Origin of the sequence: Pseudoduganella violacea (genome assembly GCF_014191875.1) — a bacterium.
GTDB lineage: Bacteria > Pseudomonadota > Gammaproteobacteria > Burkholderiales > Burkholderiaceae_D > Rugamonas > Rugamonas violacea_A.
The window spans coordinates 91,402-116,111 of record NZ_JACHXD010000011.1 but is presented as its reverse complement, the minus strand read 5'-3'; the positions used below and the strand labels follow the sequence as shown (position 1 = coordinate 116,111).

The window sequence follows — 24,710 nt, the reverse complement described above, 5'->3', positions numbered from 1 at the left end:
CGCGGCTCGCATGCCGCTAGCCTGGCACGCTGGCCGCCAGTTCCTGCGCCACATGTTCTTTCAAGCGCGCCAACAAGGGTTGCATGCGGACCACGATGGCGCGCGCCTGCTCCAGGCCATCCTCCGGCTTCAAACGCTCCAGGCTCAGACACAGGTCGGCGAAACTCATGGCGCCCACGGCGCGCGCCGAGGACTTGATGCGGTGCCCCAGCTCGGACAGGCGCTTCATATCGCCCAGTTGCAGCGCCTCGTCCACTTCCACCATGCTGTCGCGCGCCGAGTCGAGGAACATCAGGGCGTACTTGCGCATTTTGTCCGGCTTGTTGCCGAAGGTCTGGGCCAAGGCGCGCAGATCGAATAGTTCGGCCTCGCCGGCGAGCGCCATATCGGCCGCGCCATCGTCGTCCGGCGCAGGCGAAGGCGAAGGCGCAGGTGAAGGCGAAGCCGCTGGCAACGCCGCCGGCGCCGGTATCGCAATCTTGGGCGCCAAGGCGGCGGGCGCGGCTTCCGCCACGCTGGCGATGGGCGGCGCATTTTCCAGCGACGCGGCCTCGCGCGGCGGCGGCCTTGGCCGCGCCGTGCGCGAGGCGCCATCGGAGGCACGCTGCCCCAGCCACTTGGCCAGCACGGCGAACAGCAGTTGCGGCGCGATCGGCTTGGTCACGAATTCGTCCATGCCCGCCTCCAGGCAGCGCGCCTGGTCTTCGCGGCCGGCATTGGCCGTCATCGCGATCACCGGCGTGCCGGACAGCTTGGGATGGAGACGGATCAGGCGCGTCGCCTCGAAACCGTCCATCACCGGCATCTGCACATCCATCAGCACGCAGTCGAAATGCTCTTTTAGCAGCAGGTCGATGGCTTCCTTGCCGTTGTTGGCCACCACCACGGTGGCGCCGGCATCCTCCAGCAGTTCCTGGCCCACCTGCTGGCTGAAGATATTGTCCTCCACCAGCAGGATGGAGGCGCCGCGCAGCGAGGCCGCCACCTCCCCCTGCAGCGCGTCGCTCTGCGGCTCCTGCAGGAAATTGGTGCTCTTCATCAGGCGCGCGGTGAACCAGAAGGTGCTGCCGTGTCCCGGCTCGCTGTCCACCCCCACGCCGCCGCCCATCAGCTCCGCCAGCTGCTTGCTGATGACCAGGCCCAGGCCCGTGCCGCCGTATTTGCGCGTGGTCGAGGTATCGGCCTGGTGGAAGGACTGGAACAGTTTTTCCACCTGCTGCGGGCTCATGCCGATGCCGTTGTCCTGCACTTCGAAGCGCACCATGGTGTAGTTGTCGCGGTCTTCCACCGGCCGGGCCCGGATATAGATGCGGCCATTTTCCGAGAACTTGATGGCGTTGCTGGTGAAGTTCAGCAGCACCTGCTCCAGGCGCAGCGGATCGCCGCGCATCTGGCGCGACAAGCCCGGCCAGATTTCGAACACCAGTTCCAGCTCCTTGCGCGAAGCCGACTCGCCCAGCTGGTTCGAGATATTCGACAGCAGCGACTCCAGCGTGAAGTCCAGCATTTCCAGATCCAGCTTGCCCGCCTCGATCTTGGAGAAGTCGAGGATGTCGTTGATGATGCCCAGCAGGTGCTGACCCGAGTGGTAAATCTTTTGCAGATAGTCGCGCTGCTTGGGATTGGTGACGGACTTCAGCGCCAGATGGGCCATGCCGATCACGCTATTCATCGGCGTGCGGATCTCATGGCTCATATTCGACAGGAAGTCGCTCTTGGCCTGGTTGGCCGCCTGCGCCTGCTCCTTCAAATTGTGCAGCTCCGTCACGTCGGTGGACAGCGCAATGACCGCGCTCACGCCCTGCTCCCCCTCCACCGGCGCTTTCACCGTCCACAGATGGTGGATCACGCCGTGGCGGTCCACATACTTGCCCTCGCCCGAACGTTTCAGGCTATCGGCAAACACGGCGCGGTCTTCGTTCCAGGCCTGCTCGGCATCGCGCAGCGGCATCACCTCGCGGTCCAGGCGGCCGATGATCTGCTCCACCGGCAGGCCCATGGCCTCGGCCATCTTCGCGTTCACATAAATGAAGCGGCGGCCCTGGTCCTTCATATACACATGGGCATCCACATTATTCAGCACGCTGTCCAGCAGGCGGCGCTGCTCCTGGGCGCTGCGGCGCTGCCAGTACAGGCTGAAGAAGAACAGGTAGATCAGCAGGGTGCCCGCAAAGCCCGTGCCCAGCGCCACCAGCGGAAACCAGCGGTCGAAGCCCAGCACCATATCGGTCTTGCGCGCGTGAAAGCGCGCCTTCCACAAGGTGCCGTTGAAATCGATGGGCAGCACGGTCAGGAAGTAGTCGTCCGAATTGCCCGGCAAGACCGGCGGCGCATCGATGGAACCGTTATCGTTGAACAGCAGGCGGTCTTCCTTGCCGATGCTCAGGCTGCGCTTTTCCGGATCGCTGGCGCCGTCGGCGTACAGGATCATATGCACCTGGCGGTCGGCCATTTCGTCGATCGCGCCCTGCACCAGCTTGGCCACGGAAAAACCGATGCCGACCGATCCCAGATAGGCGGCGCGGCGGCTCTCCACATCGTGCACCGGCAGGCCGCGCCGGTAGACCGGCAGGCGCATGCCCAAGCCGATATGCGGCGCCGGTTTTTTCAGCAGCACCGGCTGGCCCGAGGCGCTGATCTGGCCCGTATCGCGCGACAGCTCCATGGCGCGGTCGATGGCGGGATTGGCCGTGATGTCGACGCCGAAGCGCTCCATCAGCATATCCATCGGTTCCAGGTAGGTCAGCGGCGCGTAGTGCCCGCGCTGGCCCGGCGGCTTGATGTCGAACTTGGGGTAGCCGGCCGGATTGATGCTGCGGTCGGCGCGCACGGCGGCCACGAAGTCCTCGCGCTCGGCGGCGGGAATATAGGGGGCGTAATTGATGGCCTGGATCGCCGGAAAATGCAGCGGCATATTCAGGCTGTTGACATACTGCCGGAATTGCAGCCGCGTCAGGGAGTCCGTGGTCTGGAACAGGGCCACCAGACCGCGCACCACATCCGAATAGGATTTCACGCGGGCCGAGATGCTGTACTGGGTGGCGCGCGTCAGGTTGTCGAAGCGCAGTTGGGCATCGTCTTCCACCGTTTTGGCAGCGGTGGCATACAGCATCATTCCGACGGCGCCAGCCAAGGCCAGGCCCGCGCCCCACAGCAGCAAGCGCGTACTGACCAGACTATTCCCAAGCTCATTGAGTTTGCGCATCGATCCGCCGGAATTTTCCTCTTGCATTGCAGCAGCATACTATTAAACGCCAGTGCGAACCATTTTTCGCCCGCCCGCTCCAAGCAGCAAAGGGGGGAAGAAAAAATGGTGTCGCTTCGATCCGACATATTTACCGCCAGTATCATTTCAGTGCAAGAAACCGGTGCGGCCAAGCCGCTTTTGGCCGCCCTGCTCGCTTGCAGCTTGCTGGCGCCAGCCGCCGCCCAGCAAGGCGCGGCCGACCACCATGAATTCGAGGCGGCGCTCGACGCGCCCTTCCTCGGCGGCGAAACCGGCGCACGGCCGCTGCATCTGCGCTTCCGCTATCCCGGCGCCGCATCCGGCCAGCGCCTGCGCTGGCAGCTCGACCTGCTCGACCAGCGCGGCCGCAGTCTGCGCCGCTGGCGGGGCCAAGCCGCCCTGCGCGGCGCGGAACTGCAACTCGATCCCGCCTGGGCAGCGGGCCGGACCAGCAATGCCGCGGCAGCGCGGCCACCAGCCGGTCTCTACCATCTACGCTTACGCGCCATGCCCGAGCCGCCGGCCCGCGCCGCGCGCGGCAAGGCGACATCGCCAGCACGTCTGGCGTGGCGGGCGGAACAGGCCATCGAACAAAGCTGGCCCATCGCCATCGGCCAGCCGCCGCTGCTGTGCATCGCGGGCGGCAAGGCGCTGCCGCTGGCCGGCCAGGCCGCCGCCGCGCCGCCCGCCGCTGGCCGCGCCGACAAGCCGCTGGCTGAGCTGCCCAGCGCGGACCGGCCCTACACCGTCTACCTCGGCAATCTGCACAGCCAGACCGGCCACAGCGACGGTGGCGGCGAGCTGCCCGGCTGCCACGGCGCGCAGGAGCCGCAAAGCGCAGCAGCCGGTCCGGCGCAAGCTTTTGCCTACGCGCGCGCGCACGGCCTGGACTTCCTTATGACGTCCGAGCATAACCATATGTACGACGGTTCCGAAGGCAGCGATCCGAACGCCGACGCGAGCCGCGCGCGCCAGCTCTACCAAAGCGGGCGGGAACAGACGACGGCTTTCAACGCCGCCCATCCCGGCTTTCTCGGCATCTATGGCATGGAATGGGGCGTCATCAGCAAGGGCGGCCACTTGAATATTTTCAACAGCCCCGAGTTGCTCGGATGGGAGCGCAATGGCGCGGGCGAACTGATGGCCGACACCTTCACCGCCAAAGGCGATTACGCCAACCTGTACCAGTTGATGCGCGAGCGCGGCTGGATCGGCCAGTTCAACCATCCCGGCGACAGCCAGTTCCGCATCGGCGGCCAGGCTTTCGCCTTCAGCGGCGACGGCGACCAGGCCATGGTCTTGTGCGAGGTGATGAACAGCTCGGCCTTCTCCAACCGCAACGATGAGCAGGAGAGCCATCTCAGCAATTATGAAGAGCGTTGCCGCGTGCTGCTGGAAGCGGGCTACCACCTGGCCTTCAGCAGCAACCAGGACAACCACTGCGCCAACTGGGGCGCCGCCTACAGCAACCGCACCGGCGTGCTGCTGCCCGCCGGCGACAGCCTGACGCTGGACAATCTGGTCACGGCCCTGCGGCAGCGCCGCGTCTTCGCCACCATGGACAAGGGCAGCCAACTGGTGTTCAGCGCCAACGGCCACCTGATGGGCGAACGTTTCGACAATAGCGGGCCGCTGCAATTCCAGCTCGGCTACGCCAGCAGCGGCGGCCACTATCCCGTGCGGGTGGAAATCTTTGAAGGCGTGCCCGGCCAGAAAGCCAGCACGCGCCTGCTGGCCCAGGACCGGGACACGCTCACCATCACGCCCACCCACGGCCAGCACTTTTACTACGCTCGTCTGACCCAGGACGACGGCAAGCAGCTCTGGTCGGCCCCGCTCTGGGTGAATCAGCAAGCTCCGCCCTGAGCCGGTCAGGGCGCCACTTTGTTCAAGCGCATTGTGAATTCGCTGCGCCACTGGCCGTCGCGTTTGATCTCGTTGCTGGCCTCGTAAGCCGCGTCGCCGATGCGCTGCCAGGTGGCGCGGTAAGCGAGCTTGCCGCCCGAGGCCGAAACGAACTCCGCCTCCGGGAAGACCAGACGCCCGCCTTCGCCCAGGGCCAGCCCGCGGCCGATGCCGCCCGCGTTCTCGTAATAGATGTAGGCAATCTGCTGCCGCCCATGGTCGTAGAAATACAGGGTCTCGCCCTCATAATCGGGCCGCCCCGGCGCGCACACCACATGGCGGTCGCGCAGGTAGTGGCCGCCATACAGCCATTCGAAGCAATGGGTATCGCTGGCCTTGCCGCCCGGCATATCGCCGCGCCAGCAATGGCCGGCCAGAAAAGCCAGCGGCGCCAGCTTGGCCGCGGCGGCCGGCGCCTCGGCGGCCAGACCCGCCAGCGGCACGGCCGCCAGCCATGCGGCGCCCAAGGGCAGGAGCAGGGACAGGGCGGACGGCGTCCGCGCCAGGGTCAGCGTCTTCATTCTGATTCTCCTTTGAGCCGTCCGGCCCATGCCGGCGCCAAAGCAGTGTAAAACTGACCATTCAAAATAACAAGATTGGTGTAGAGTATCAGCCTCGTTATCCTAGAGGAGATGTGATGCACGCATACCGGAAACTGGCTGGCAGCATGGTATTGGGCCTGGCCGCCGCGAGCGCCCAGGCGCAACAGGCCGATCCCTATCAATGGCTGGAGGAAGTCGGCGGCGACAAGCCCATGGCCTGGGTCAAGGACCAGAATGCCGCCGCGCTGAAAGAGCTGGAAGCCCGCCCCCAGTTCCCGGCCATCCAGGCGCGCCTCAAAACCATCCTCAACTCCAAGGAGCGCATTCCCTTCGTCAAGAAGTACGGCAGCCATTACTACAATTTCTGGAAGGATGAGCAGCATGTGCGCGGCATCTGGCGCCGCACCACGCTGGAACAGTTCCAGAAGGCCGAGCCGGAATGGGAAACCATCATCGACCTCGACAAGCTGGCCGAAGAGGAAAAGGAAAACTGGGTCTGGGCCGGCGTCAACTGCCTCTACCCGAAAGGCGAACGCTGCCTGGTCGCGCTCTCGCGCGGCGGCGGCGACGCCCAGGTGCTGCGCGAATACGATGTGAGCCAACGCGCCTTCGTGGCCGGCGGCTTCGCCCTGCCCGAAGCCAAGAGCGATGTGGCGTGGATCGACCAGGACACGGTCTTCGTCGCCACCGACTTCGGCCCCGACTCCATGACCACCTCCGGCTACCCGCGCATCATCAAGGAATGGAAGCGCGGCACCCCGCTCAGCAGCGCGCGCCAGCTGTATGACGCCAAGCCCGAGGATCTGGCCGCCGGCGCCTACAAGGACTTCACGCCCGGCTATGAAGCCCAGTTCATCACGCGCCAGATCGGTTTCTACAGCAGCGAGCTGTTCCTGTACGAAGGCGGCCAGCTGAAAAAAGTGCCGAAGCCGGACGATGCCAATGCCTACACCGTGCGCGACCAGCTGATGATCGAGCTGCGCTCGGAATGGAAGGTCGAGGGCAAGACCTATCCGCAAGGCGCGCTGCTGGCCACCGATTTCCGCCGCTTCATGCAGGGCGGACGCCAGTTTGACGTGCTGTTCACGCCCTCGCCCACGCGTTCGCTGGACGGCGTGACCGTCACCCGCGGCGCCCTGCTGTTGAACGAGCTGGAAAACGTCAAGAACCGCCTGGTCGAACTCAAGCACGTGGACGGCAAGTGGCAGCGCCGCGCCGTCGAAGCGCCCGCCTTCGGCACGCTGGAAGCGGCCGCGCTCGACCCGGTCGAATCCGACCAGTACTTCCTGACCGTGACCGACTTCCTGAATCCGGCCACGCTCTATCTGGCCCAGGCCGGCAGCGACAAGCGCCAAGCCCTGAAGTCCATGCCGGCCTTCTTCGACGCCAAGCCCTACACCGTCAAGCAGTTCGAAGCGCGCTCCAAGGACGGCACCAAAGTGCCTTACTTCGTGGTCATGAACAAGAACGCCAAGCTGGATGGCAAGAATCCCGCCGTGCTGTATGGCTATGGCGGCTTTGAAGTCTCGCTCAAGCCCTTCTACAGCGGCGTGACGGGCGAGGCTTGGCTCAAGCATGGCGGTGTGTATGTGCTGGCCAATATCCGCGGCGGCGGCGAGTTCGGCCCGCGCTGGCACCAGGCGGCGCTGAAGGAAAACCGCCAGCGCGCCTATGACGACTTCATCGCCGTGGCCCAGGATCTGGCCAAGCGCAAGGTAACGAGCCCACGCCACCTCGGCATCATGGGCGGCAGCAATGGCGGCCTGCTGGTGGGCGCGGTGCTGACCCAGCGCCCCGACCTGTTCAACGCCGTCGTCTGCCAGGTGCCGCTGCTCGATATGCGCCGCTACAGCCGCCTGCTGGCCGGCGCTTCCTGGATGGGCGAGTATGGCGATCCGGACGACCCGGCGCAGTGGGCCTATATCAGCAAATATTCGCCCTACCATAATGTGTCGAAGGACAAGCACTACCCGCGCACCCTGTTTACCACCTCGACTCGCGACGACCGCGTCCATCCGGGCCATGCGCGCAAGATGGTGGCGCGCATGAAGGAACAGGGCCACGATGTGCTGTACTGGGAAAATACCGAGGGCGGCCACGCGGGCGCCGCCAACAACGACCAGCAGGCGCAGATGTGGGCGCTGACCTATACCTTCCTGCTGAACCAGTTGAAATAAGGCGCTGATTGCGGCACTTTGCCGGCCGGCGGGGGGCGCCAAACGTGCGCCACCCGCCGGCCGGCTGTTTTATTCTGAAAAAAATACCTGCAATAAACATTGCCCAATTGATAAAATGTCGGATTTTGTCACCTTGTCCGTCCTTAAATCTTTTGCTTGACTCGTCTTCCTGGTGGAGTATCGTGGACATTCGCAAGAGGCGCTGACAGGGCCGATCAACTTTCAATTGCCGTGGTTCCGCTGTGCAGATTCCCAAAGTCCTCCTTGTAAACGATGATCCCGCCAGCCTGTTTGCGCTGGAAAGCCTGTTGGCCGCCGAAGCCGACCGGCGCGGCTATGAGCTGCATGCCGCCGTCTCGGGCGAAGACGCCCTGCGCGCCGTGCTGCGCCATGAGTTCGCGGTGATCCTGCTCGACGTGAGCATGCCCGGCATGGATGGCTTCGACACGGCGGACGCCATCCGTTCCCACCCGCGTTCGGGCGCGGTGCCCATCATCTTCATCACGGCCCACTATGCCGACGAGGTGAACCGCCTGCGCGCCTACCAGAACGGCGCCGCCGATTACCTGTTCACGCCCCTGGTGCCGCAGATCGTGCAAGCCAAGGTGGCGGTGTTCACCGAACTGGCGCGCAAGAGCATGCAGCTGCGCGACCAGGCCGACGAGCTGCACAAACTGAACCAGAGCCTGCGCGCCCAGCGCCAGCAGGAACTGGAACGCATCGGCCATGAGCTGGAACAGGAAATGGCCGAGCGCCAGCAAGCCGAGCGCCGCGCCGCCGAGCTGCAGACGCGCGACAACCTGACCGGCCTGCTCAACCGCCGCTCCCTGGTGCAGCAGCTGGAACATGCCGTCGCCACGGCCGACCGCCAGCGCGGCGAATTCGCCCTGCTGTTCGTGAACATCAGCCGCTTCCGCCAGGTCAACGACAGTCTGGGTCACGAAGTCGGCGACGAGCTGCTGCGCCATGTGGCGGCGCGGCTGTCGGCCGCCGTGCGCGTGTCCGACGTGGTGGCGCGCCTGGGCGGCGACGAATTCGCGGTGCTCATCGAGGGCAACGGCGCCGGCGCCAATGCGGCGCGCGTGGCGCACAAGATCGGCCAAGCCCATGCCCGGCCCTTCGATATCGGCATCCACCGCCTGAAGAACGTCAGCAGCATCGGCATCGCGCTCTATCCGCATGACGCGGACAATGCCCAGCAGCTGATGAAGCACGCCGACCTGGCCCTGAGCCATGCGCGCGCCAGCCATGCCGGCGGCGACGAGGGCAGCCTGAAATTCTTCCACGATGAGTTGAACCAGCTGGAACGCGAACGCGAGCTGTGGACGTCGGAACTGCGCCTGGCCCTGGTCAGCGGCCAGCTGGAAGTGCTGTACCAGCCCCAGGTCGACCTGGCGACCGGCCGCGCCAGCGGCGTGGAAGCCCAGCTGCATTGGCGCCACCCGCACCAGGGCTTGCTGGCCGCGCCGCGCTTCCTGGCCGATATCCAGGACCGCGCCCTGCTCGACCGGCTGGACGCCTGGCTGGTCGGCGTCGCCTGCGCCCAGGCGGCGCTGTGGCGCGATGGTCCGCGTCCGCCCGGCCTGTCCCTGCCCGATTTCAACGCCGGTAGTGGGGCGCCAGTCAGCGGCGTGGCCGCCGGCTGCGCGCCGCTGCACCTGTCGCTGCGCCTGGCGACCACCCAGCTGCATACCGAAATTCCAGCGCGCCTGCTGGCGGAAATGCGCAAGCACCGCCTGCCGGCCGGCAGCATCACGCTGCAACTGGGCGAGGCCCTGCTGCACGCCCATAACGAGGCGATCGAGGGCGTGCTGCACCAGCTGCAGTCGGGCGGCGTGCGCCTGGCGCTGGACGATTTCGGCCACGCCCACTTCTCGCTGGCGACCTGCCGCAAGCTGGGCCTGGACCAGATGCGCATCGACGCCGGCTTTGTGCGCAATATCGGCACGGTGGAAGGCGGCAGCGATATGGTGGCCGCCATTGTCCACCTGGCGCGCGCCCTCGGCATGCAGGTCATGGCCCTGGGCGTGCAGAATCAGAGCCAGCTGGCCGTGCTGCAGAGCGTGGACTGCGAGCAGTACCAGGGCGACCTGTTCTGCCCTCCGCTGCCGGCGCAGGAAGTGCTGCCTACCTTGTATATGAGCGGACATACCCCTTTACCCCAAGAGGATTTCGTCAATGAATGATATGACCGAACTGCCCGAGGAACTGGACCTGCGCCTGATCTTGTCCACCCTGATGGCGCTGAAAAAAGGCGATTTCTCTGTGCGCATGCCGTCCGACTGGACCGGCGTTTCAGGCAAGATCGCCGATACGCTCAACGACATCATTGAAAACAACGAGAAGCTGGTCAAGGCCGTGACCGACGTGAGCCGCGTGGTCGGCCGTGAAGGCCGCCTGACCCAGCGCGCCGCCGTGCCGACCGTTGCGGGCGGCTGGAGCACCATCATCAGCTCCGTCAACACCCTGATCGACGACCTGGTGCGGCCGACCACGGAAATGGCGCGCGTGATCGGCGCCGTGGCGAAGGGCGACCTGTCGCAGACCATGGCGCTGGAGGTGGACGGCCATCCGCTCAAGGGCCAGTACCTGCGCGCCGCGACCACCGCCAATACCATGGTGGAGCAGCTGTCCTCCTTCTCGTCCGAGGTGACGCGGGTGGCGCGCGAGGTCGGCACGGAAGGTAAATTGGGCGGCCAGGCCCAGGTCAAAGGCGTGGCCGGCACCTGGAAGGACTTGACCGATTCGGTGAACTCGATGGCGGGCAATCTAACCTCCCAGGTGCGCAATATCGCGGAAGTGACCACCGCCGTGGCGAACGGCGACCTGTCCAAGAAAATCACGGTGGACGTGCGCGGCGAGATCCTGCAATTGAAGGACACCATCAACGTGATGGTGGACCAGCTGCGCTCCTTCGCATCGGAAGTGACGCGGGTGGCGCGCGAGGTCGGCACCGAAGGCAAGCTTGGTGGCCAGGCTTACGTGCCCGGCGTCGGCGGCACCTGGAAGGACTTGACCGACAACGTGAACTTCATGGCGTCCAACCTGACCGGCCAGGTGCGGAATATCGCGGCCGTGACCACCGCCGTGGCGAACGGCGACCTGTCGAAAAAGATCACGGTGGACGTGAAGGGCGAGATCCTGGAACTGAAAAACACCATCAATGTGATGGTGGACCAGCTGTCCTCCTTCGCCTCCGAGGTGACGCGGGTGGCGCGCGAGGTGGGCACGGAAGGCAAGTTGGGCGGCCAGGCCCAGGTGAAAGGCGTGGCCGGCACCTGGAAGGACTTGACCGACTCGGTGAACTCGATGGCGGGCAATCTGACCGGCCAGGTGAGGAATATCGCGGAAGTGACGACCGCCGTGGCGAACGGCGACCTGTCCAAGAAAATCACGGTGGACGTGAAGGGAGAAATCCTGGAGCTGAAAAACACCATCAACGTGATGGTGGACCAGTTGAACTCCTTCGCCTCGGAAGTGACGCGCGTGGCGCGCGAGGTGGGCACCGAGGGAAAATTGGGCGGCCAGGCCAATGTGCTGGGCGTAGCCGGCACCTGGAAGGACTTGACCGACGGCGTGAACTCGATGGCGGGCAATCTGACCGGCCAGGTGCGGAATATCGCGGAAGTGACCACCGCCGTGGCGAACGGCGACCTGTCGAAGAAGATCACGGTGGACGTGAAGGGCGAGATTCTGGAACTGAAGAACACCATCAACGTGATGGTGGACCAGCTGTCTTCCTTCGCATCGGAAGTGACGCGCGTGGCGCGCGAGGTGGGCACCGAGGGCAAGCTGGGCGGCCAGGCTTATGTTCCGGGCGTGGGCGGCACCTGGAAGGACTTGACCGACAATGTGAACTTCATGGCTTCCAACCTGACCGGCCAGGTGAGGAATATCGCGGCCGTGACCACGGCCGTGGCGCGCGGCGACCTGTCCAAGAAAATCACGGTGGACGTGAAGGGCGAGATCCTGGAGCTGAAAGACACCATCAATGTGATGGTGGACCAATTGTCCTCCTTCGCCTCCGAAGTGACGCGGGTTGCGCGCGAAGTCGGCACCGAGGGCAAGCTGGGCGGCCAGGCCAATGTGTCCGGCGTGGCCGGCACCTGGAAGGACTTGACCGAGAACGTCAACCAGTTGGCGGCCAACCTGACCAACCAGGTGCGCGCGATTGCGGAAGTGGCGACGGCGGTGACGCGCGGCGACCTGTCGCGCTCCATCCAGGTGGAAGCGCGCGGCGAGGTGTCATACCTGAAGGACAACATCAATGAGATGATCCGCAACCTGAAGGAAACCACGCAGAAGAATGCCCAGCAGGACTGGCTGAAAACCAATCTGGCGCGCTTCACCCGCCTGCTGCAAGGCCAGCGCGACCTGCAGGCCGTGACCAAGCTGATTCTGTCCGAGCTGGCCCCCCTGGTATCGGCCCACCACGGCGTGTTCTATATGATGGACTCGCAGGAATACGATGCCCGCCTGCGCATGATCGCCAGCTACGGCTACCGTTCCAGCCGCAAGCTGCCGACCTCCTTCCTGCCGGGCGAAGGCCTGGTCGGCCAGTGCGCGCTGGAGAAGGTGCGCATCTGGCTGACCGACGTGCCGCGCGACTATATCGTGGTGTCCTCCGGCCTGGGCGCGGCGCCGCCCACCAATATCGTGGTGCTGCCGATCCTGTTCGAGCAGCAGGTCAAGGCCGTGATCGAAATCGCCTCGCTCGACCGCTTCACCGAAACCCACCTCTCCTTCCTCGACCAATTGATGGAGTCGATCGGCGTGGTGCTCAACACCATCGAGGCCAATAGCCGCACCGAATCGCTGCTGACGCAATCGCAGTCGCTGGCCCAGGAGCTGCAGCAGACCAACCAGGAGCTGGCGGAAAAAGCACGCCTGCTGTCCGAGCAGAATATCGAGGTGGAACGCAAGAACCGCGAGGTGGAACAGGCCAAGCTGGCGCTGGAAGACAAGGCCACCCAGCTCGCGCTGTCGTCCAAATATAAATCCGAGTTCCTGGCGAATATGTCGCACGAGCTGCGCACGCCGCTGAACTCCCTGCTGATCCTGGCGCAGCAACTGGCCGACAACCCGGAGGGTAATCTGTCCGGCAAGCAGGTCGAATTCGCCAAGACCATCCACGGCTCCGGCTCCGACCTGCTGACCCTGATCAACGATATTCTCGACCTGTCGAAGATCGAATCCGGCACGGTCACGCTGGACGTGTCGGAATACCGCTTCCTCAATCTGCGCAATTATGTGGACCGCACCTTCCGCCACATGGCCGAGGCCAAGCATCTGGGCTTCTCGGTGGAGCTGGCCGACGCCCTGCCGGCTGCCCTCACCACCGACACCACGCGTCTGCAGCAGGTGTTGAAAAACCTGTTGTCGAACGCCTTCAAGTTCACCAACCACGGCCAGGTCTCGCTGGTGATCGGCCTGGTGCAAAGCGGCTGGAGCAGCGACCACCCGAACCTGGGCCACGCCGACGCCGTGCTGTCCTTCGCCGTCAGCGATACCGGCGTCGGCATCGCGGCCGACAAGCTGCAGCTGATCTTCGAAGCATTCCAGCAGGCCGACGGCTCGACCGCGCGCAAATACGGCGGCACCGGCCTGGGCCTGTCGATCTCGCGCGAACTGGCGCGCCTGCTGGGCGGCGAAATCCGCGTCGAAAGCACGGTCGGCGTGGGCTCGACCTTCACCCTCTTCCTGCCGTACAACCGCTCCGGCTTCATCAACTACGATACCGGCCGCCAGCCGCCGGTGCGCCTGCCGCCCGCGCCGCCGAAAGTGGTGTACACCCCGCCACAGCCGGCCGAACCGGCCGAAGTCGAAGGCGCAAGCGGCTTTGCCGCCGAACAGGAGGCCGACGCCGAAACCTATGGTTCGACCATCGACGACCGCGGCCTGACCGCGCCGGGCGACCCTTCGGTGCTCATCATCGAGGACGACGAACGTTTCGCTAAGATCGTGCTCGATTTCGCGCGCGAGAAGAACTTCAAGGGCATCGTCACCCACCAGGGCGATTCGGCCCTGAGCCTGGCACGCGACTACCTGCCCTCGGCCATCCTGCTCGACCTGGACCTGCCCGATATCGACGGCTTTACGGTGCTCGATCGCCTGAAACGCGACCCGAGCACGCGCCACATCCCGGTGCATGTGATGTCCAGCCTGCGCGAACGCGAGCGCGCCTTGCGCTGCGGCGCCATCTCCTACCTGAACAAGCCGGTCAGCAAGGACGCCTTGCAGGAAGAATTCGCGCGCATCCAGAAATTCCTCTTGGGCGGCAAACGCAATCTGCTGGTGGTGGACGATGAACAGAACCAGCGCGACGCCATCGTCACCCTGATCGGCGACGCCGACCTGCACATCACGGCCGTCGGCACCGGCCAGGAAGCGCTCGACGCGCTACGCACCGCGCGCTTCGACTGCATGGTGCTGGACCTGACCTTGCCCGATATCAGCGGCTTCGACCTGCTCGACCTCATCGGCAAGGACGCCAGCCTGCGCGACCTGCCCATCGTCATCAACACGGCCAAGGAGTTGAACCGCAAGGAAGTGGCAAAGCTCAAGCGCTATGCCAAGACCATCGTCATCAAGGATGCGCGCTCACCCGAACGCCTGCTCGATGAAACCGCCCTCTTCCTGCACCGCTCGCAAGCCAGCCTGCCGGAAGCGCAGCGGCGCATGCTGGAAGAGATCCACGCCGCCGACAGCGGGCTGGCGGGACGCAAGGTGCTGATCGTCGACGACGACTTGCGCAATATCTTCGCCCTGTCCTCGCTGCTGGAGCGCCAGCAGATGCAGGTATCGTTCGCCGAGAACGGACGCGATGGCATTGAGGTGCTGGAGCGCGATCCGACCATCGAGATCGTCCTGATGGACATCATGATGCCGGAAATGGATGGCTACGACACCATGCGCGCCATCCGCCGCATACCCAAGTTCAAGTCACTGCCCATCATCACGCTGACGGCGAAAGCGATGAAGGGCGACCGCGACAAATGTATCGCCGCCGGCGCCTCGGACTACATCACCAAACCGGTCGATGTGGCCCAGCTGCTGTCGCTGATGCGGGTCTGGCTGCATTGATGGCGGCGGAAGGAACAGCCATGGGCGCCTTATCGGACCTGCGCAGCGAAGCCGGCGCGGAGCTGGAGGAACTGGAATTGGACCTGCTGCTGGAGGCGCTGGTGCGCCGCTACGGCTTCGACTACCGCCTGCACGAGCGCGACGCGCTGAAACGCAAGCTGTACGCGCTGATGCACCGGCGCGGCCTGGCGACGCTGTCGTCGCTGCAGGATCGCGCCCTGCACGATCCTGCCAGCGCCAGCGCCCTGCTGCGCGCGCTGAGCGTGCCGCCCGCCACGCTGTTCGACGATCCGCAGGAAGCGTTGCAGCTACGCGGCCTGCTCGACGCCTGCCTGCGCGGCGCCGCCCTGCCGCGCGTCTGGCTGGCCGATTGCGCTGGCGCCGAGCAAGCCTGGACCCTGGCCGTGCTGCTGGAAGAAGAAGGCCTGCTGGCCCGGACCGAAATCCACGCCACTGTCGGCAGCGACGAGCTGCTGGCCGAAGCCGCCGCCTGCCGCATTCCTGTAGAACGGCTGGCGCAGTGCCAGCGCCTGTACGAATACGCGGGCGGCACAGCCAGCCTGACGGTGCACTTCCAGATCGAAGACGGCCACGCCGTATTGCTGCCGCAGCTGCGCAGCCGCATCAGCTGGGCGCAATACAATCTGGTGACGGACGCCTCCTTCAACGAATTCCAGCTCATCGTCTGCCGTCGCGCCCTTCCCGACTTCGGCCCGTTGCTGCGCCAGCGCGTACTGACGCTATTCCACGCCAGCCTCGCTCCACTCGGCATCCTCGGCCTCGACCGCCCCCTCGCCAGCGACGACGCCCACGCCCGCCACTACCAGCAACTCCTGCCCCAGCAAGCCTGGTACAAGCGCATCGCCTGAGATACAACAGAAACTCGTAGTGCGAAAGCGAACCGGCTTATAATCTAGCCATGAGCACCCTGCCCGAAACTCCCAAATTCTTGATGCCACGCGACGCTGACGCGCTAGGTCCGCAGAACGAAGCGGAGGCGCGCCTATACGAGCTCGTTATGGAAGGCATCCGCAGCGGCCCGTCATCCCAAATCAGTATTGAGGAATTGGCTGGCGAATTGCGTGCGCGTATCAACGCCAAGCGATAAGGCCGTGGATTTCAAGCTCGCACAGATCGCCAAAAGCGACGTGCTGGAAATTGCAGACTACTACGCAGATATTTCACCTGAACTGGCTGAACGGTTTGTCGCCGAACTGGAAGCAACGTTGCACGGCTTGTGCTCCCAACCCGGCGTCGGCTCACGCCGTTATGCACACTTTCTACCAGATCGCTCTCTGCGCGTTTGGCAACTCGACCATTTTCCATTCCTGCTGTTCTATCGCGTAGATGGAATATGGATTGACGTGCTGCGCATCCTACACGAGCGGCGCGATTTGTCCGCCAGTCTGATTAGCCTCTGATCCGCTCAGTCCCGCGACTGGCCCGTTTCCAGCATCTTGCGCACTTCGGCAGCCAGTTCCTCGCCTTTTTGCTCGCGCTCGTCGATGGCGCGCGACGGCGGCAGCTCGATGCCGCACTTGACGGCCGGACGCTCGCCGACCTGGGCCAGCCAGCGCTGCAGATGCGGCAAGCCTTCGGTTTCCACGCCCGACCATTTGTGCGTGCGCACCCAGGCCCAGTTGGCGATATCGGCGATCGAATATTCGCTGCCGGCCAGGTATTCGTTATCCTTCAGATGCCCATCCAGCACGCGGAACAGGCGGCGGCTCTCGCCCTGGTAGCGGTCGATGGCGGCCTGGATCTTTTCCGGGAAGTAGCGGAAGAAGACATTGGCCTGGCCCATCATCGGCCCCACGCCGCCCATCTGGAACATCAGCCATTGCAGGGCGCGCGAGCGGGCCTTGGGATCGGCGGGCAGCAGGCGGCCGGCCTTCTCGGCCAGGTAAATCAGGATCGCGCCCGATTCGAATACGGCGAAATCGTCATTGGCACGGTCGACGATGGCGGGAATGCGGCCATTGGGATTGATGGCCAGGAACCAGTCTTGCTTCTGTTCATTGGCCGACAGACTCAGCACGTGCATGGTGTACGGCAATTGCAATTCTTCCAATGCAATGGAAATCTTGTGACCGTTGGGCGTGGCGGCGGTATAAAAGTCGATCATAAATGTCCTTGTCTGCCTGCTGCAATGAAGGGGAAACAGATCATAGCGTCATTCATACACTTTTGCTGGCGAACAAAAAAAGACCGGCCGCAATCTGAGGAGGGAGCCGGTCAAAACGCTATACTTAGCGCGGGGATAGGGGTTCCAACGGGCAACCCACCCATCGGGAAGAAACTGTGCCAGTTAGGGGCAAACTGGCAGCCTGTCGCGCGACAGGGATCGCGCGCTACGGAGTACACTTTGCCATCCTTTCTTTTAAGCAGGCTTAGGACTTCATTAAAAGAAGAAAGCAATTCCCATGAGGACATTTCAATTCCGGCAACTTGGCGTAGGCGGAAAGCTCACCTTCTTTACCTTCAGCCTGGTGAGTCTGATTCTCGCCATCCTCATCGTGCTGATCAGCAGCAGCACCACCGCCCTGCTTGAAGAACGCGAAATCAAGGGACTGAACACCGAACTGCGCGGCGTGCGCGATATGGTGGAAGTCTTCAACGGCGCCGTTACCAGCGAAGCGAACAGCTTTGCCAATGTGCTAGCCGCCTCTTACAGCGGTAAATTCGCGCTCGATCCGGCCCAGACCATCGACGTCGGCGGCAAGCCCTCACCCGCGCTCAGCGACGGCGGCAAGGTGCTGAATATGGACTTCAGCATCCCCGACCGCTTTACCGCGCAAAGCGGCGCCGTCGCCACCGTGTTCGCGGCCAGCGGCGAAGACTTCATCCGCATCTCCACCTCGGTCAAGAAGGAAGACGGCGAGCGCGCCATCGGCACCCTGCTCGACCGCGCCCATCCCGGCTATGCACCGCTGCGCGCGGGCCAGAGCTATACCGGTCTGGCCACCCTGTTCGGCAAGCAGTTCATCACGCGCTACGACCCGATCCGCGACGCGGCCGGCAAGGTGGTCGGCATCCTGTTCGTGGGCGTCGATGTGTCGCGCGAGATCGCGGTGCTGAAAGAACGCATCAAGGCCATCAAGGTGGGCGAGACCGGCTACTTCTATGTGCTCGATTCACGCCCCGGTCCCGACTACGGCAAGCTGATCATCCACCCGGCGCGCGAAGGCGCGAACATCCTGAATTCCAAGGATTCGTCCGGCCATGAATTCATCAAGGAGATGCTGGAGAAGAAAAACGGCGTGATCCGCTACCCCTGGCTGAATCCGGGCGAAACCTCGGCACGCGAAAAGATCGTGGCCTATGGCTGGGTCAAGGACTGGCACTGGGTGATCGGCGGCGGCGCCTATACCGAGGAAATCACGCGCGAAGCGGTCAAGCTGCGCACCCGCTACGCCCTGTTCGGCTTCGGCGCGCTGCTCCTGTTCGCACTCGCCCTGTACTTCGTGGTGCGCAAGATCGTCACCCTGCCGCTGGCCCATGCCCAGGACGCGGCGCGCCAGATCGCCGACGGCGACCTGCGCGTGCGCCTGCGGGCCGAGGGCGACGATGAAATCGGCCGCATGGCCGAAGCGATGAACGGCATCAGCAGCAGCCTGTCCTCCGTGGTGGGGCAGGTACGCTCGGGCGCCGACCATATCGCCACCGCCTCCGGCGAGATCGCCAGCGGCAACCAGGATCTCTCCTCGCGCACCGAGCAGCAGGCCGGCGCGCTGGAGAAGACCGCCAGCTCGATGGAGGAGCTGACCGCCACCGTGCGCCAGAACGCCGACAATGCGCGCCAGGCCAGCCAGCTGGCGCAAAGTGCCTCCGACATCGCCCAGCGCGGCGGCGCCGTGGTGTCGCAGGTGGTGGAAACCATGGGTGCGATCGACGCCTCCTCGCGCAAGATCGTGGACATCATCTCGGTCATCGACGGCATCGCTTTCCAGACCAATATCCTGGCCCTGAACGCCGCGGTGGAAGCGGCGCGCGCCGGCGAGCAGGGGCGCGGCTTTGCCGTCGTGGCGGGCGAGGTGCGCAATCTGGCCCAGCGCAGCGCGGCGGCGGCGCGCGAGATCAAGGAGCTGATCGACGACTCGGTCGGCAATGTCAACGCCGGCAGCAAGCTGGTACAGGAGGCCGGCTCCACCATGGGCGATGTGGTCAGCAGCGTGCAGCGCGTGACCGACATCATGAACGAGATCCGCTCCGCCAGCGAAGAGCAGACGGCCGGCATCGAACAGGTCAACAGCGCCATCGTCAACATGGACCAGGTGACGCAGCAGAACGCGGCCCTGGTAGAAGAAGCGGCGGCGGCAGCCAGCGCCCTGCAGGAGGAAGCAGCCAAGCTGGCGCAGGTGGTGCGCACCTTCCGCATCGGCGGCGAAGCCTGAACGCGGCGCACAAAAAAACGCCCGCATCCACGATGCGGGCCAAGGGATTCAAATCGGGAGAGATTTGAAAGAGCGGGGGAATCATCTCACACGCTTGTTACGCCGGCATGACAAATGCACCATACACTGTCACAATCGGGGGGCTGCGAAACAAGCGTCTTGTTTTCAAGATAGTCCAAGTTCGCCAGGACAAACTCTCCAATACTCACAATGCCCAGTTTTTTCAGGTCGTCCGCAACATTCCTCCTTGCCTTGCTGCTCGCAGCCTGCGCCTCGGCGCCACCACCGGCTACCGACGCCGCGCCCGCGCAGCCGGAACCGGCACTGCAAGGCGCCGACGCCAGCTTCCCTCCCGCCCTCTACCGCCAAGCCAAGGCGGGCGGCCAGCCGGTATTCAAGATCAATGCGGAAGAATCGCTGATCGCCGTCACCGTACGCACCGGCGGCCTGCTGGCACGCATCGGACATGACCATGTGGTGGCTGTGCGCAAGCTGGAAGGCTACGCCGCGCCAGGCCTGCAGCGGGCCGACCTGCGTTTTCGCCTGGATGAAATGACGGTCGACGAAAGCGCCCTGCGCGCCGAAGCCGGCCTGAAAACCTCCCCGTCGGAGGACGCCATCGCCGGCACCCGCCGCAATATGCTGACCCGCACGCTGGACGCGGAACACCATCCCTGGGTGCTGCTGCAGATCTTGCGCAAGGACGATGTGCTGGACGCCGCCGTGACCCTGCACGGCGTCACGCGCAACTACCAGATCCCGGCGCGCATCGCCGTCACGCCGCGCGGCCTGAGCGCCAGCGGCACGCTGGTCTTCAAGCAAAGCGATTTCGGCATCGTGCCCTTCGCCGTGCTGGGCGGCGCGCTGGCCGTGAAGGACGAACTGGAACTGCGTTTCACCGTCACCGCCCGCTGAGGCCCACGCTTAGCGCGCCACGAGCAGGCGCAGGCCCAGACCGACGAAGACGGCGCCCGCCACGCGGTCCAGCCACATGCCGGCGCCAGGATTGCGGTTGATCCACTTGCCAACGGCGCCCGAGAAGTAGCCCAGCATGCCAAACAACAGGCAGCCCTGGGCAGTGAAGATCAGGCCCAGTTGCGCCGTCTGCCAGCTCACGCTGCCCTGCCCCGCTACCACGAACTGCGGCAGGAAGGACAGGAAGAACAGTACTACCTTGGGATTGATGGCGTTGGCAAACAAGCCTTTGCCGAACAGGCGCAGCAAGGATTCGTCCGGCAGCCCCTGTCCTTCGACGCGGGCGCCGCCCCGGCTGCGCAAGGCGCCGATGCCCATCCAGATCAGATATAGGCCACCCGCCACCTTCAGCGCCGTAAAGGCCGGCGGCGAGGCGGCAATCAGCGCGCTCACGCCCAGGGTGGCCAGCAAGGTATGGCTCAAACAACCGAGCGCGCAACCCAGGCCGAAGGCCATGCCCTGCGTGCGTCCGCGCGACATGCCGACACTGAGGACCATCAAATTATCCGGCCCCGGCGACACGGTAATCAGCAGGGCGGCGGCCAGAAAGCCGAAAAACTGTTCAGGCGAAATTAGCACAATAGCATTTCCATCCAACAAAGAAAGTGGAATCATACTAAAAACTGTGTCAGCACCGTTGGCCTTCCTGGCCGCCAGACAGCGCGATGTCGATTAAAATCCTGTCTCTTCCATATTAAAAGTCATAGTCCCAAGCCGTGTCCCGCCTTGCCCGCCGTATCCCGCCGCCAGTCTGGCTGGCCTATCTGGTGCTGTTGCAGCTGTTTTGCGGCGCCTTGGCGTACGCCGCACCGGCCGCGTCCAGCCCTGCGCCGGAACTCGTGCTGGCCGCTGGCGCCAGCCTCGAAGTCGATCTGGCCGGACGCCTGTACCAGGCGCGGGATGAAGCCATGCCGGCCGATGCCGAGCAGGCGCAAGCCTTGCTCGCGCGCTTGAAGCCCGCCGCCAAAGTCGATCTGCTGGGCGGCGCCTACTGGCTGCACGCGCGCGTGCGCAACAGCGGCAATGAAACGGCCTGGGTGCTCGATATCAATGAAACCCTGATCGACCGCATCGACATCCACATCTTCCGCGACGACGGCCAGGTCGAGCGGATGCAAAGCGGCTACCGCGCCAGCCACGAATACTTCCTCCACTACGGCAAACCCTTCACGCTGCTGCCCGGCGAAACCGTCGACGTGCTGCTGCGCTTCGACAGTCCCTACTACGCCCGCGTCCCCGGCTTCGCCTTCGTGCCGCAGGCCGAATACCGCGCCCTGGCGGCGCAAGAGAACACCCTGATCATCGGCTGCCTGGGAGCGCTGGCCTCGATGGCGATCTTTAACTTCTTCATCTATCTGATCACGCGCCAGCGCGCCTCCATCTATTACGCCGCCTATGTGGTGGCCTACGCCATCGGCTGGGCGCTGACCTTCCACCTCGGCACCGATTTGTTCGGCTGGCGCCAGCTGAATGTGCACTACATCTTCTTCTTCCTGCTGCCGGTACTGAGCACCCTGTTCTATACCAATTTCCTGCACTTGAAGGAGAACGCACCGCGCCTGTACCGCGCCAGCTACGCCAATCTGTGGCTGTCGCTGCTGATGCTGCCCAGCTGCTTCCTCGCCCTGTCGTGGGCACACACGCTGGCCACGCTGGCCATCATGATCTGGATGGTCCTGGCGCTGTCCAGCGGCATCGTGGTCTGGCGCAAGGGCTACCAGCCGGCGCGCTTCTTCGTGCTGGGCTTCCTCGCCCTGCTCATGCCTGGGCTGATCGTGCTGCCGAATAATCTGGGCCTGATGCCGCGCGTGTTCGACAATACCCAGCTGGCGGCCCTGCTGGGCGGCACGCTGGACGGCATCCTGCTGGCCTTCGCCCTGGCCGACCAGATCCGCCTGCTGCGCAACAACCTCGAACAGCGCGTGCAGGAACGCACCGCCGAGCTGACCGAGGCCAAGGAGCATGCGGAAGTGGTGAGCCGCCACCGCATCGACTTTCTGTCAGCCATGAGCCACGACATCCGCACCCCGCTGGCGGGCGTGATCGGCATGCTCAAGTTCGCGCTGCGCGACCATTCGGTGCAGGGCCGCACCGAAGAATATCTGCGCATCGGCCTGCAGAACAGCCAGGCGCTGCTCGCCATCCTCAACGACATCCTCGACTTCTCCAAGATCGATGCCGGCCGTCTGAGCATCGAAACCGTGGACCTCGATCTGCAAGCCCTGGTCGACGACGCCATCGGCATCCTGCAAGCCCAGGCCGATGCCAAAAGCCTGCTGCTGCGGCGCGAGCTGGCGCTCGACCTGCCGCGCTATGTGAGAGGCGACCCGACCCGCATCCGCCAGATCCTGCTTAACCTGCTGGGCAACGCCATCAAGTTCACCGACAGCGGCGAAGTGCGGTTGGAAGGCCATGCCACGCCCGGCGCGCAGGGCAAGATCATGGTCAGCTTCAGCATCAGCGACACCGGCCCGGGCATCCCCGCCACTACCCTGCCCCGCCTGTTCCAGAAATTCGAACAGGCCGACCACTCGACCACGCGCCGCTACGGCGGCACCGGCCTGGGTCTGGCCATCTGCAAGGAGCTGGTTCAGCTGATGGGCGGCACCATCCGCGCCGACAGCATGGTCGGCCACGGCTCCACGTTCAGCTTCCGCCTGCCGCTGGAACCGGGCATGCCACCCGAAGCCGATCCCCTCTCGGTGCCGCGCCACGAACGCCACGCCCACAAGCTGCGCGTGCTGTGCGCCGAGGACGTGCGCACCAACCAGATCATCATCAGCACCCTGCTCGAAAGCATGGGTCACTCAGTGCACATCGTCGAAAACGGCGTGCAGGCGCTGGAAGCGCTGACCGCCGCCAGCTACGACCTGGTGCTGATGGATGGCCGCATGCCGCAGATGGACGGCGAGCAGGCCACGCGCCTGATCCGGCGCGGCGGCACGGCCGACTACCCGGTGCGCGACGCCCTCATCCCCATCATCGCCCTGACCGCCAATGCCAGCGACCATGACCGCGCCCGCTATCTGGCGGTGGGCATGGATGGTTTCCTCAGCAAGCCGGTGGACGAACGCCTGCTCTACGACCAGATCGAAAAGACCATCGCCCAGCTGCTTAACTGGGGCCGGCCGTTGCCGGCGCAGGCGCCCTCGCCCTTGCGCGCCGACGCCAAGCCCGCCGGCCTGGATAGCGGCAATCCGCAGGAAGCCAAGTTGGCCGCGCAATTCGGTGTCGCCCCGGCCGAGACGGCGGCCGCGCCGGGCGCCATCCAGATCATGCCGTTGGCCGGCCTCTCGGCCCAGCACATGCTGCGCATCACCAACGCCTTCCTCGACGAAGCCCCGCGCCGCCTGGAGCTGGCGCGCAAAGCCGCCCTGGCCGGCAACGGCCCAGCCGCCTCCTCCGCCTTCCACGCCCTGAAAGGCAGCGCCGGCTACCTCAGCTCCGACGAACTGCACCGCCTCTGTCACCAGCTCGAACAACTGGCCGCCGCCGGCCAGCTCGATCAAGTGCGCGCCCGCCTGCCCGAGCTGCAAACCCGCCTCGACCAAGCCTGCGCCGACCTCCGCACCGACACCCACGTTTGACCCAAATCAAAAAAAGTCCCACCCTGGTGTCAGGCACCACGGTCGGACATTCTTTGCGCAAAATCAAAGAATGTCCACCTCAGGTGCCTGACACCAAGGTGGGACATTACTTGAGCTGGATCAAAGAAGGGGTGGGCTTGGCAGGGCTTGGCGGTGGCGTGTAGCATGCGGGGATGAAGATGAACCATGCTCGCGCCTGGGTGCGCATGCCGTCGGGGAAGCGGCTCGATTTGCTGGATCCGACACCTTTCGATTGGGATGACGCGGATTTGGCGCTGGGTCTGGCGCGCACTTACCGCTGGGGCGGGCATTCGGCTTGGCCCCTGCCTTTGTCGGTGGCCCAGCATTCGATTACGGTGATGCAGTTGCGCCGGCTGTGGTCGGTCTCGCCGCTCGATCCGGTGACGGAGCTGCGCGAGCTGCTGCATGATGCCGAAGAGGGTTTGCTGGGTTTCGATTGCATTTCCGTGCTCAAGCCTTTTCTGGGCGAGAGTTTCCGCGAATTGAGCCAGCGGCTGGAGACGGCCGTATTCCGCCGCTATGGCCTGCCGGCCTGGACCCGCGCTGAGCACCGTATCCACAAGCGCGCCGACCGCATCGCGGCCGCCAGCGAGGCGGTCCATGTGGTCGGCTGGTCGCGACAGGAGGTACGCGGCATCCTGAAGATCCGCAGCGAGCCGTTGCAGGACGATCCTTTGCTGGCTTTGTATGGGGGGCGGCCGTGGGAACCCTGGCCGCCCGATCTGGCCCAGGAGCGCTTTCTGGCCGAATTGCGACGCCTGATGGATGCGATTTGATGCACAAGTGAAAGCTTCTCCTCA

General features: G+C 64.6%; 15 protein-coding genes. 11 read left to right on the top strand and 4 right to left on the bottom strand.

Annotated features, from left to right (window positions below; all coding sequences use genetic code 11):
• Positions 1–16: 16 nt before the first annotated feature.
• On the bottom strand, positions 17–3,205 hold the full coding sequence (locus FHS03_RS19150) for a CHASE domain-containing protein (protein WP_183442545.1): 3,189 nt from the start codon (positions 3,203–3,205) through the stop codon (positions 17–19).
• A gap of 150 nt (positions 3,206–3,355) precedes the next feature.
• Between FHS03_RS19150 and FHS03_RS19145 the strand changes: the two genes are divergently transcribed.
• Entirely contained in the window at positions 3,356–5,092 is a 1,737-nt protein-coding gene (locus FHS03_RS19145) for a CehA/McbA family metallohydrolase (RefSeq protein ID WP_371871738.1), read from the top strand.
• Positions 5,093–5,097: 5 nt separating this feature from the next.
• Here FHS03_RS19145 and FHS03_RS19140 read toward each other — a convergent pair whose 3' ends face one another.
• Positions 5,098–5,652: a hypothetical protein gene (locus FHS03_RS19140; RefSeq protein ID WP_183442543.1), complete on the bottom strand. Its 555-nt coding sequence runs from the start codon at positions 5,650–5,652 to the stop codon at positions 5,098–5,100.
• Positions 5,653–5,768: 116 nt separating this feature from the next.
• Between FHS03_RS19140 and FHS03_RS19135 the strand changes: the two genes are divergently transcribed.
• From FHS03_RS19135 to FHS03_RS19110, 6 genes are all read left to right on the top strand, one after another.
• Positions 5,769–7,850: a prolyl oligopeptidase family serine peptidase gene (locus tag FHS03_RS19135; RefSeq protein ID WP_183442542.1), complete on the top strand. Its 2,082-nt coding sequence runs from the start codon at positions 5,769–5,771 to the stop codon at positions 7,848–7,850.
• Positions 7,851–8,092: 242 nt separating this feature from the next.
• Entirely contained in the window at positions 8,093–10,036 is a 1,944-nt protein-coding gene (locus FHS03_RS19130) for a putative bifunctional diguanylate cyclase/phosphodiesterase (RefSeq protein WP_183442541.1), read from the top strand.
• Positions 10,029–14,933, top strand: coding sequence for a hybrid sensor histidine kinase/response regulator (locus FHS03_RS19125; protein WP_183442540.1), 4,905 nt, complete (start codon positions 10,029–10,031; stop codon positions 14,931–14,933). Before FHS03_RS19130 ends, FHS03_RS19125 begins: the two co-directional genes overlap by 8 nt.
• A gap of 20 nt (positions 14,934–14,953) precedes the next feature.
• Positions 14,954–15,802, top strand: coding sequence for a CheR family methyltransferase (locus FHS03_RS19120; protein ID WP_183442539.1), 849 nt, complete (start codon positions 14,954–14,956; stop codon positions 15,800–15,802).
• 50 nt (positions 15,803–15,852) lie between these two features.
• Positions 15,853–16,041, top strand: a complete 189-nt coding sequence (locus tag FHS03_RS19115; RefSeq protein WP_183442650.1) for a hypothetical protein — start codon at positions 15,853–15,855, stop codon at positions 16,039–16,041.
• Positions 16,042–16,045: 4 nt separating this feature from the next.
• Positions 16,046–16,354, top strand: coding sequence for a type II toxin-antitoxin system RelE/ParE family toxin (locus tag FHS03_RS19110; RefSeq protein ID WP_183442538.1), 309 nt, complete (start codon positions 16,046–16,048; stop codon positions 16,352–16,354).
• A gap of 5 nt (positions 16,355–16,359) precedes the next feature.
• Here the strand turns inward: FHS03_RS19110 and FHS03_RS19105 are convergent, their stop codons facing one another.
• A complete protein-coding gene (locus FHS03_RS19105; RefSeq protein ID WP_183442537.1) occupies positions 16,360–17,058 on the bottom strand; it encodes a glutathione S-transferase family protein in 699 nt (232 codons plus the stop codon).
• A gap of 298 nt (positions 17,059–17,356) precedes the next feature.
• Between FHS03_RS19105 and FHS03_RS19100 the strand changes: the two genes are divergently transcribed.
• On the top strand, positions 17,357–19,327 hold the full coding sequence (locus FHS03_RS19100) for a methyl-accepting chemotaxis protein (protein ID WP_183442536.1): 1,971 nt from the start codon (positions 17,357–17,359) through the stop codon (positions 19,325–19,327).
• Between the two features lie 252 nt (positions 19,328–19,579).
• Positions 19,580–20,242: a YceI family protein gene (locus FHS03_RS19095; protein ID WP_229426287.1), complete on the top strand. Its 663-nt coding sequence runs from the start codon at positions 19,580–19,582 to the stop codon at positions 20,240–20,242.
• Positions 20,243–20,251: 9 nt separating this feature from the next.
• On the opposite strand, the gene FHS03_RS19090 is transcribed toward FHS03_RS19095, so the two are convergent.
• Entirely contained in the window at positions 20,252–20,917 is a 666-nt protein-coding gene (locus FHS03_RS19090) for a LysE family translocator (protein WP_183442534.1), read from the bottom strand.
• A 101-nt stretch (positions 20,918–21,018) separates the two neighbouring features.
• On the opposite strand from FHS03_RS19090, the gene FHS03_RS19085 reads away from it, so the two are divergent.
• Positions 21,019–23,889 carry a hybrid sensor histidine kinase/response regulator gene (locus tag FHS03_RS19085; protein ID WP_371871737.1) on the top strand — a complete coding sequence of 957 codons (2,871 nt, stop codon included), beginning with the start codon at positions 21,019–21,021 and terminating at the stop codon, positions 23,887–23,889.
• 173 nt (positions 23,890–24,062) lie between these two features.
• Positions 24,063–24,686, top strand: coding sequence for a phosphohydrolase (locus tag FHS03_RS19080; RefSeq protein ID WP_371871736.1), 624 nt, complete (start codon positions 24,063–24,065; stop codon positions 24,684–24,686).
• The last annotated feature ends 24 nt before the right edge of the window (positions 24,687–24,710 follow it).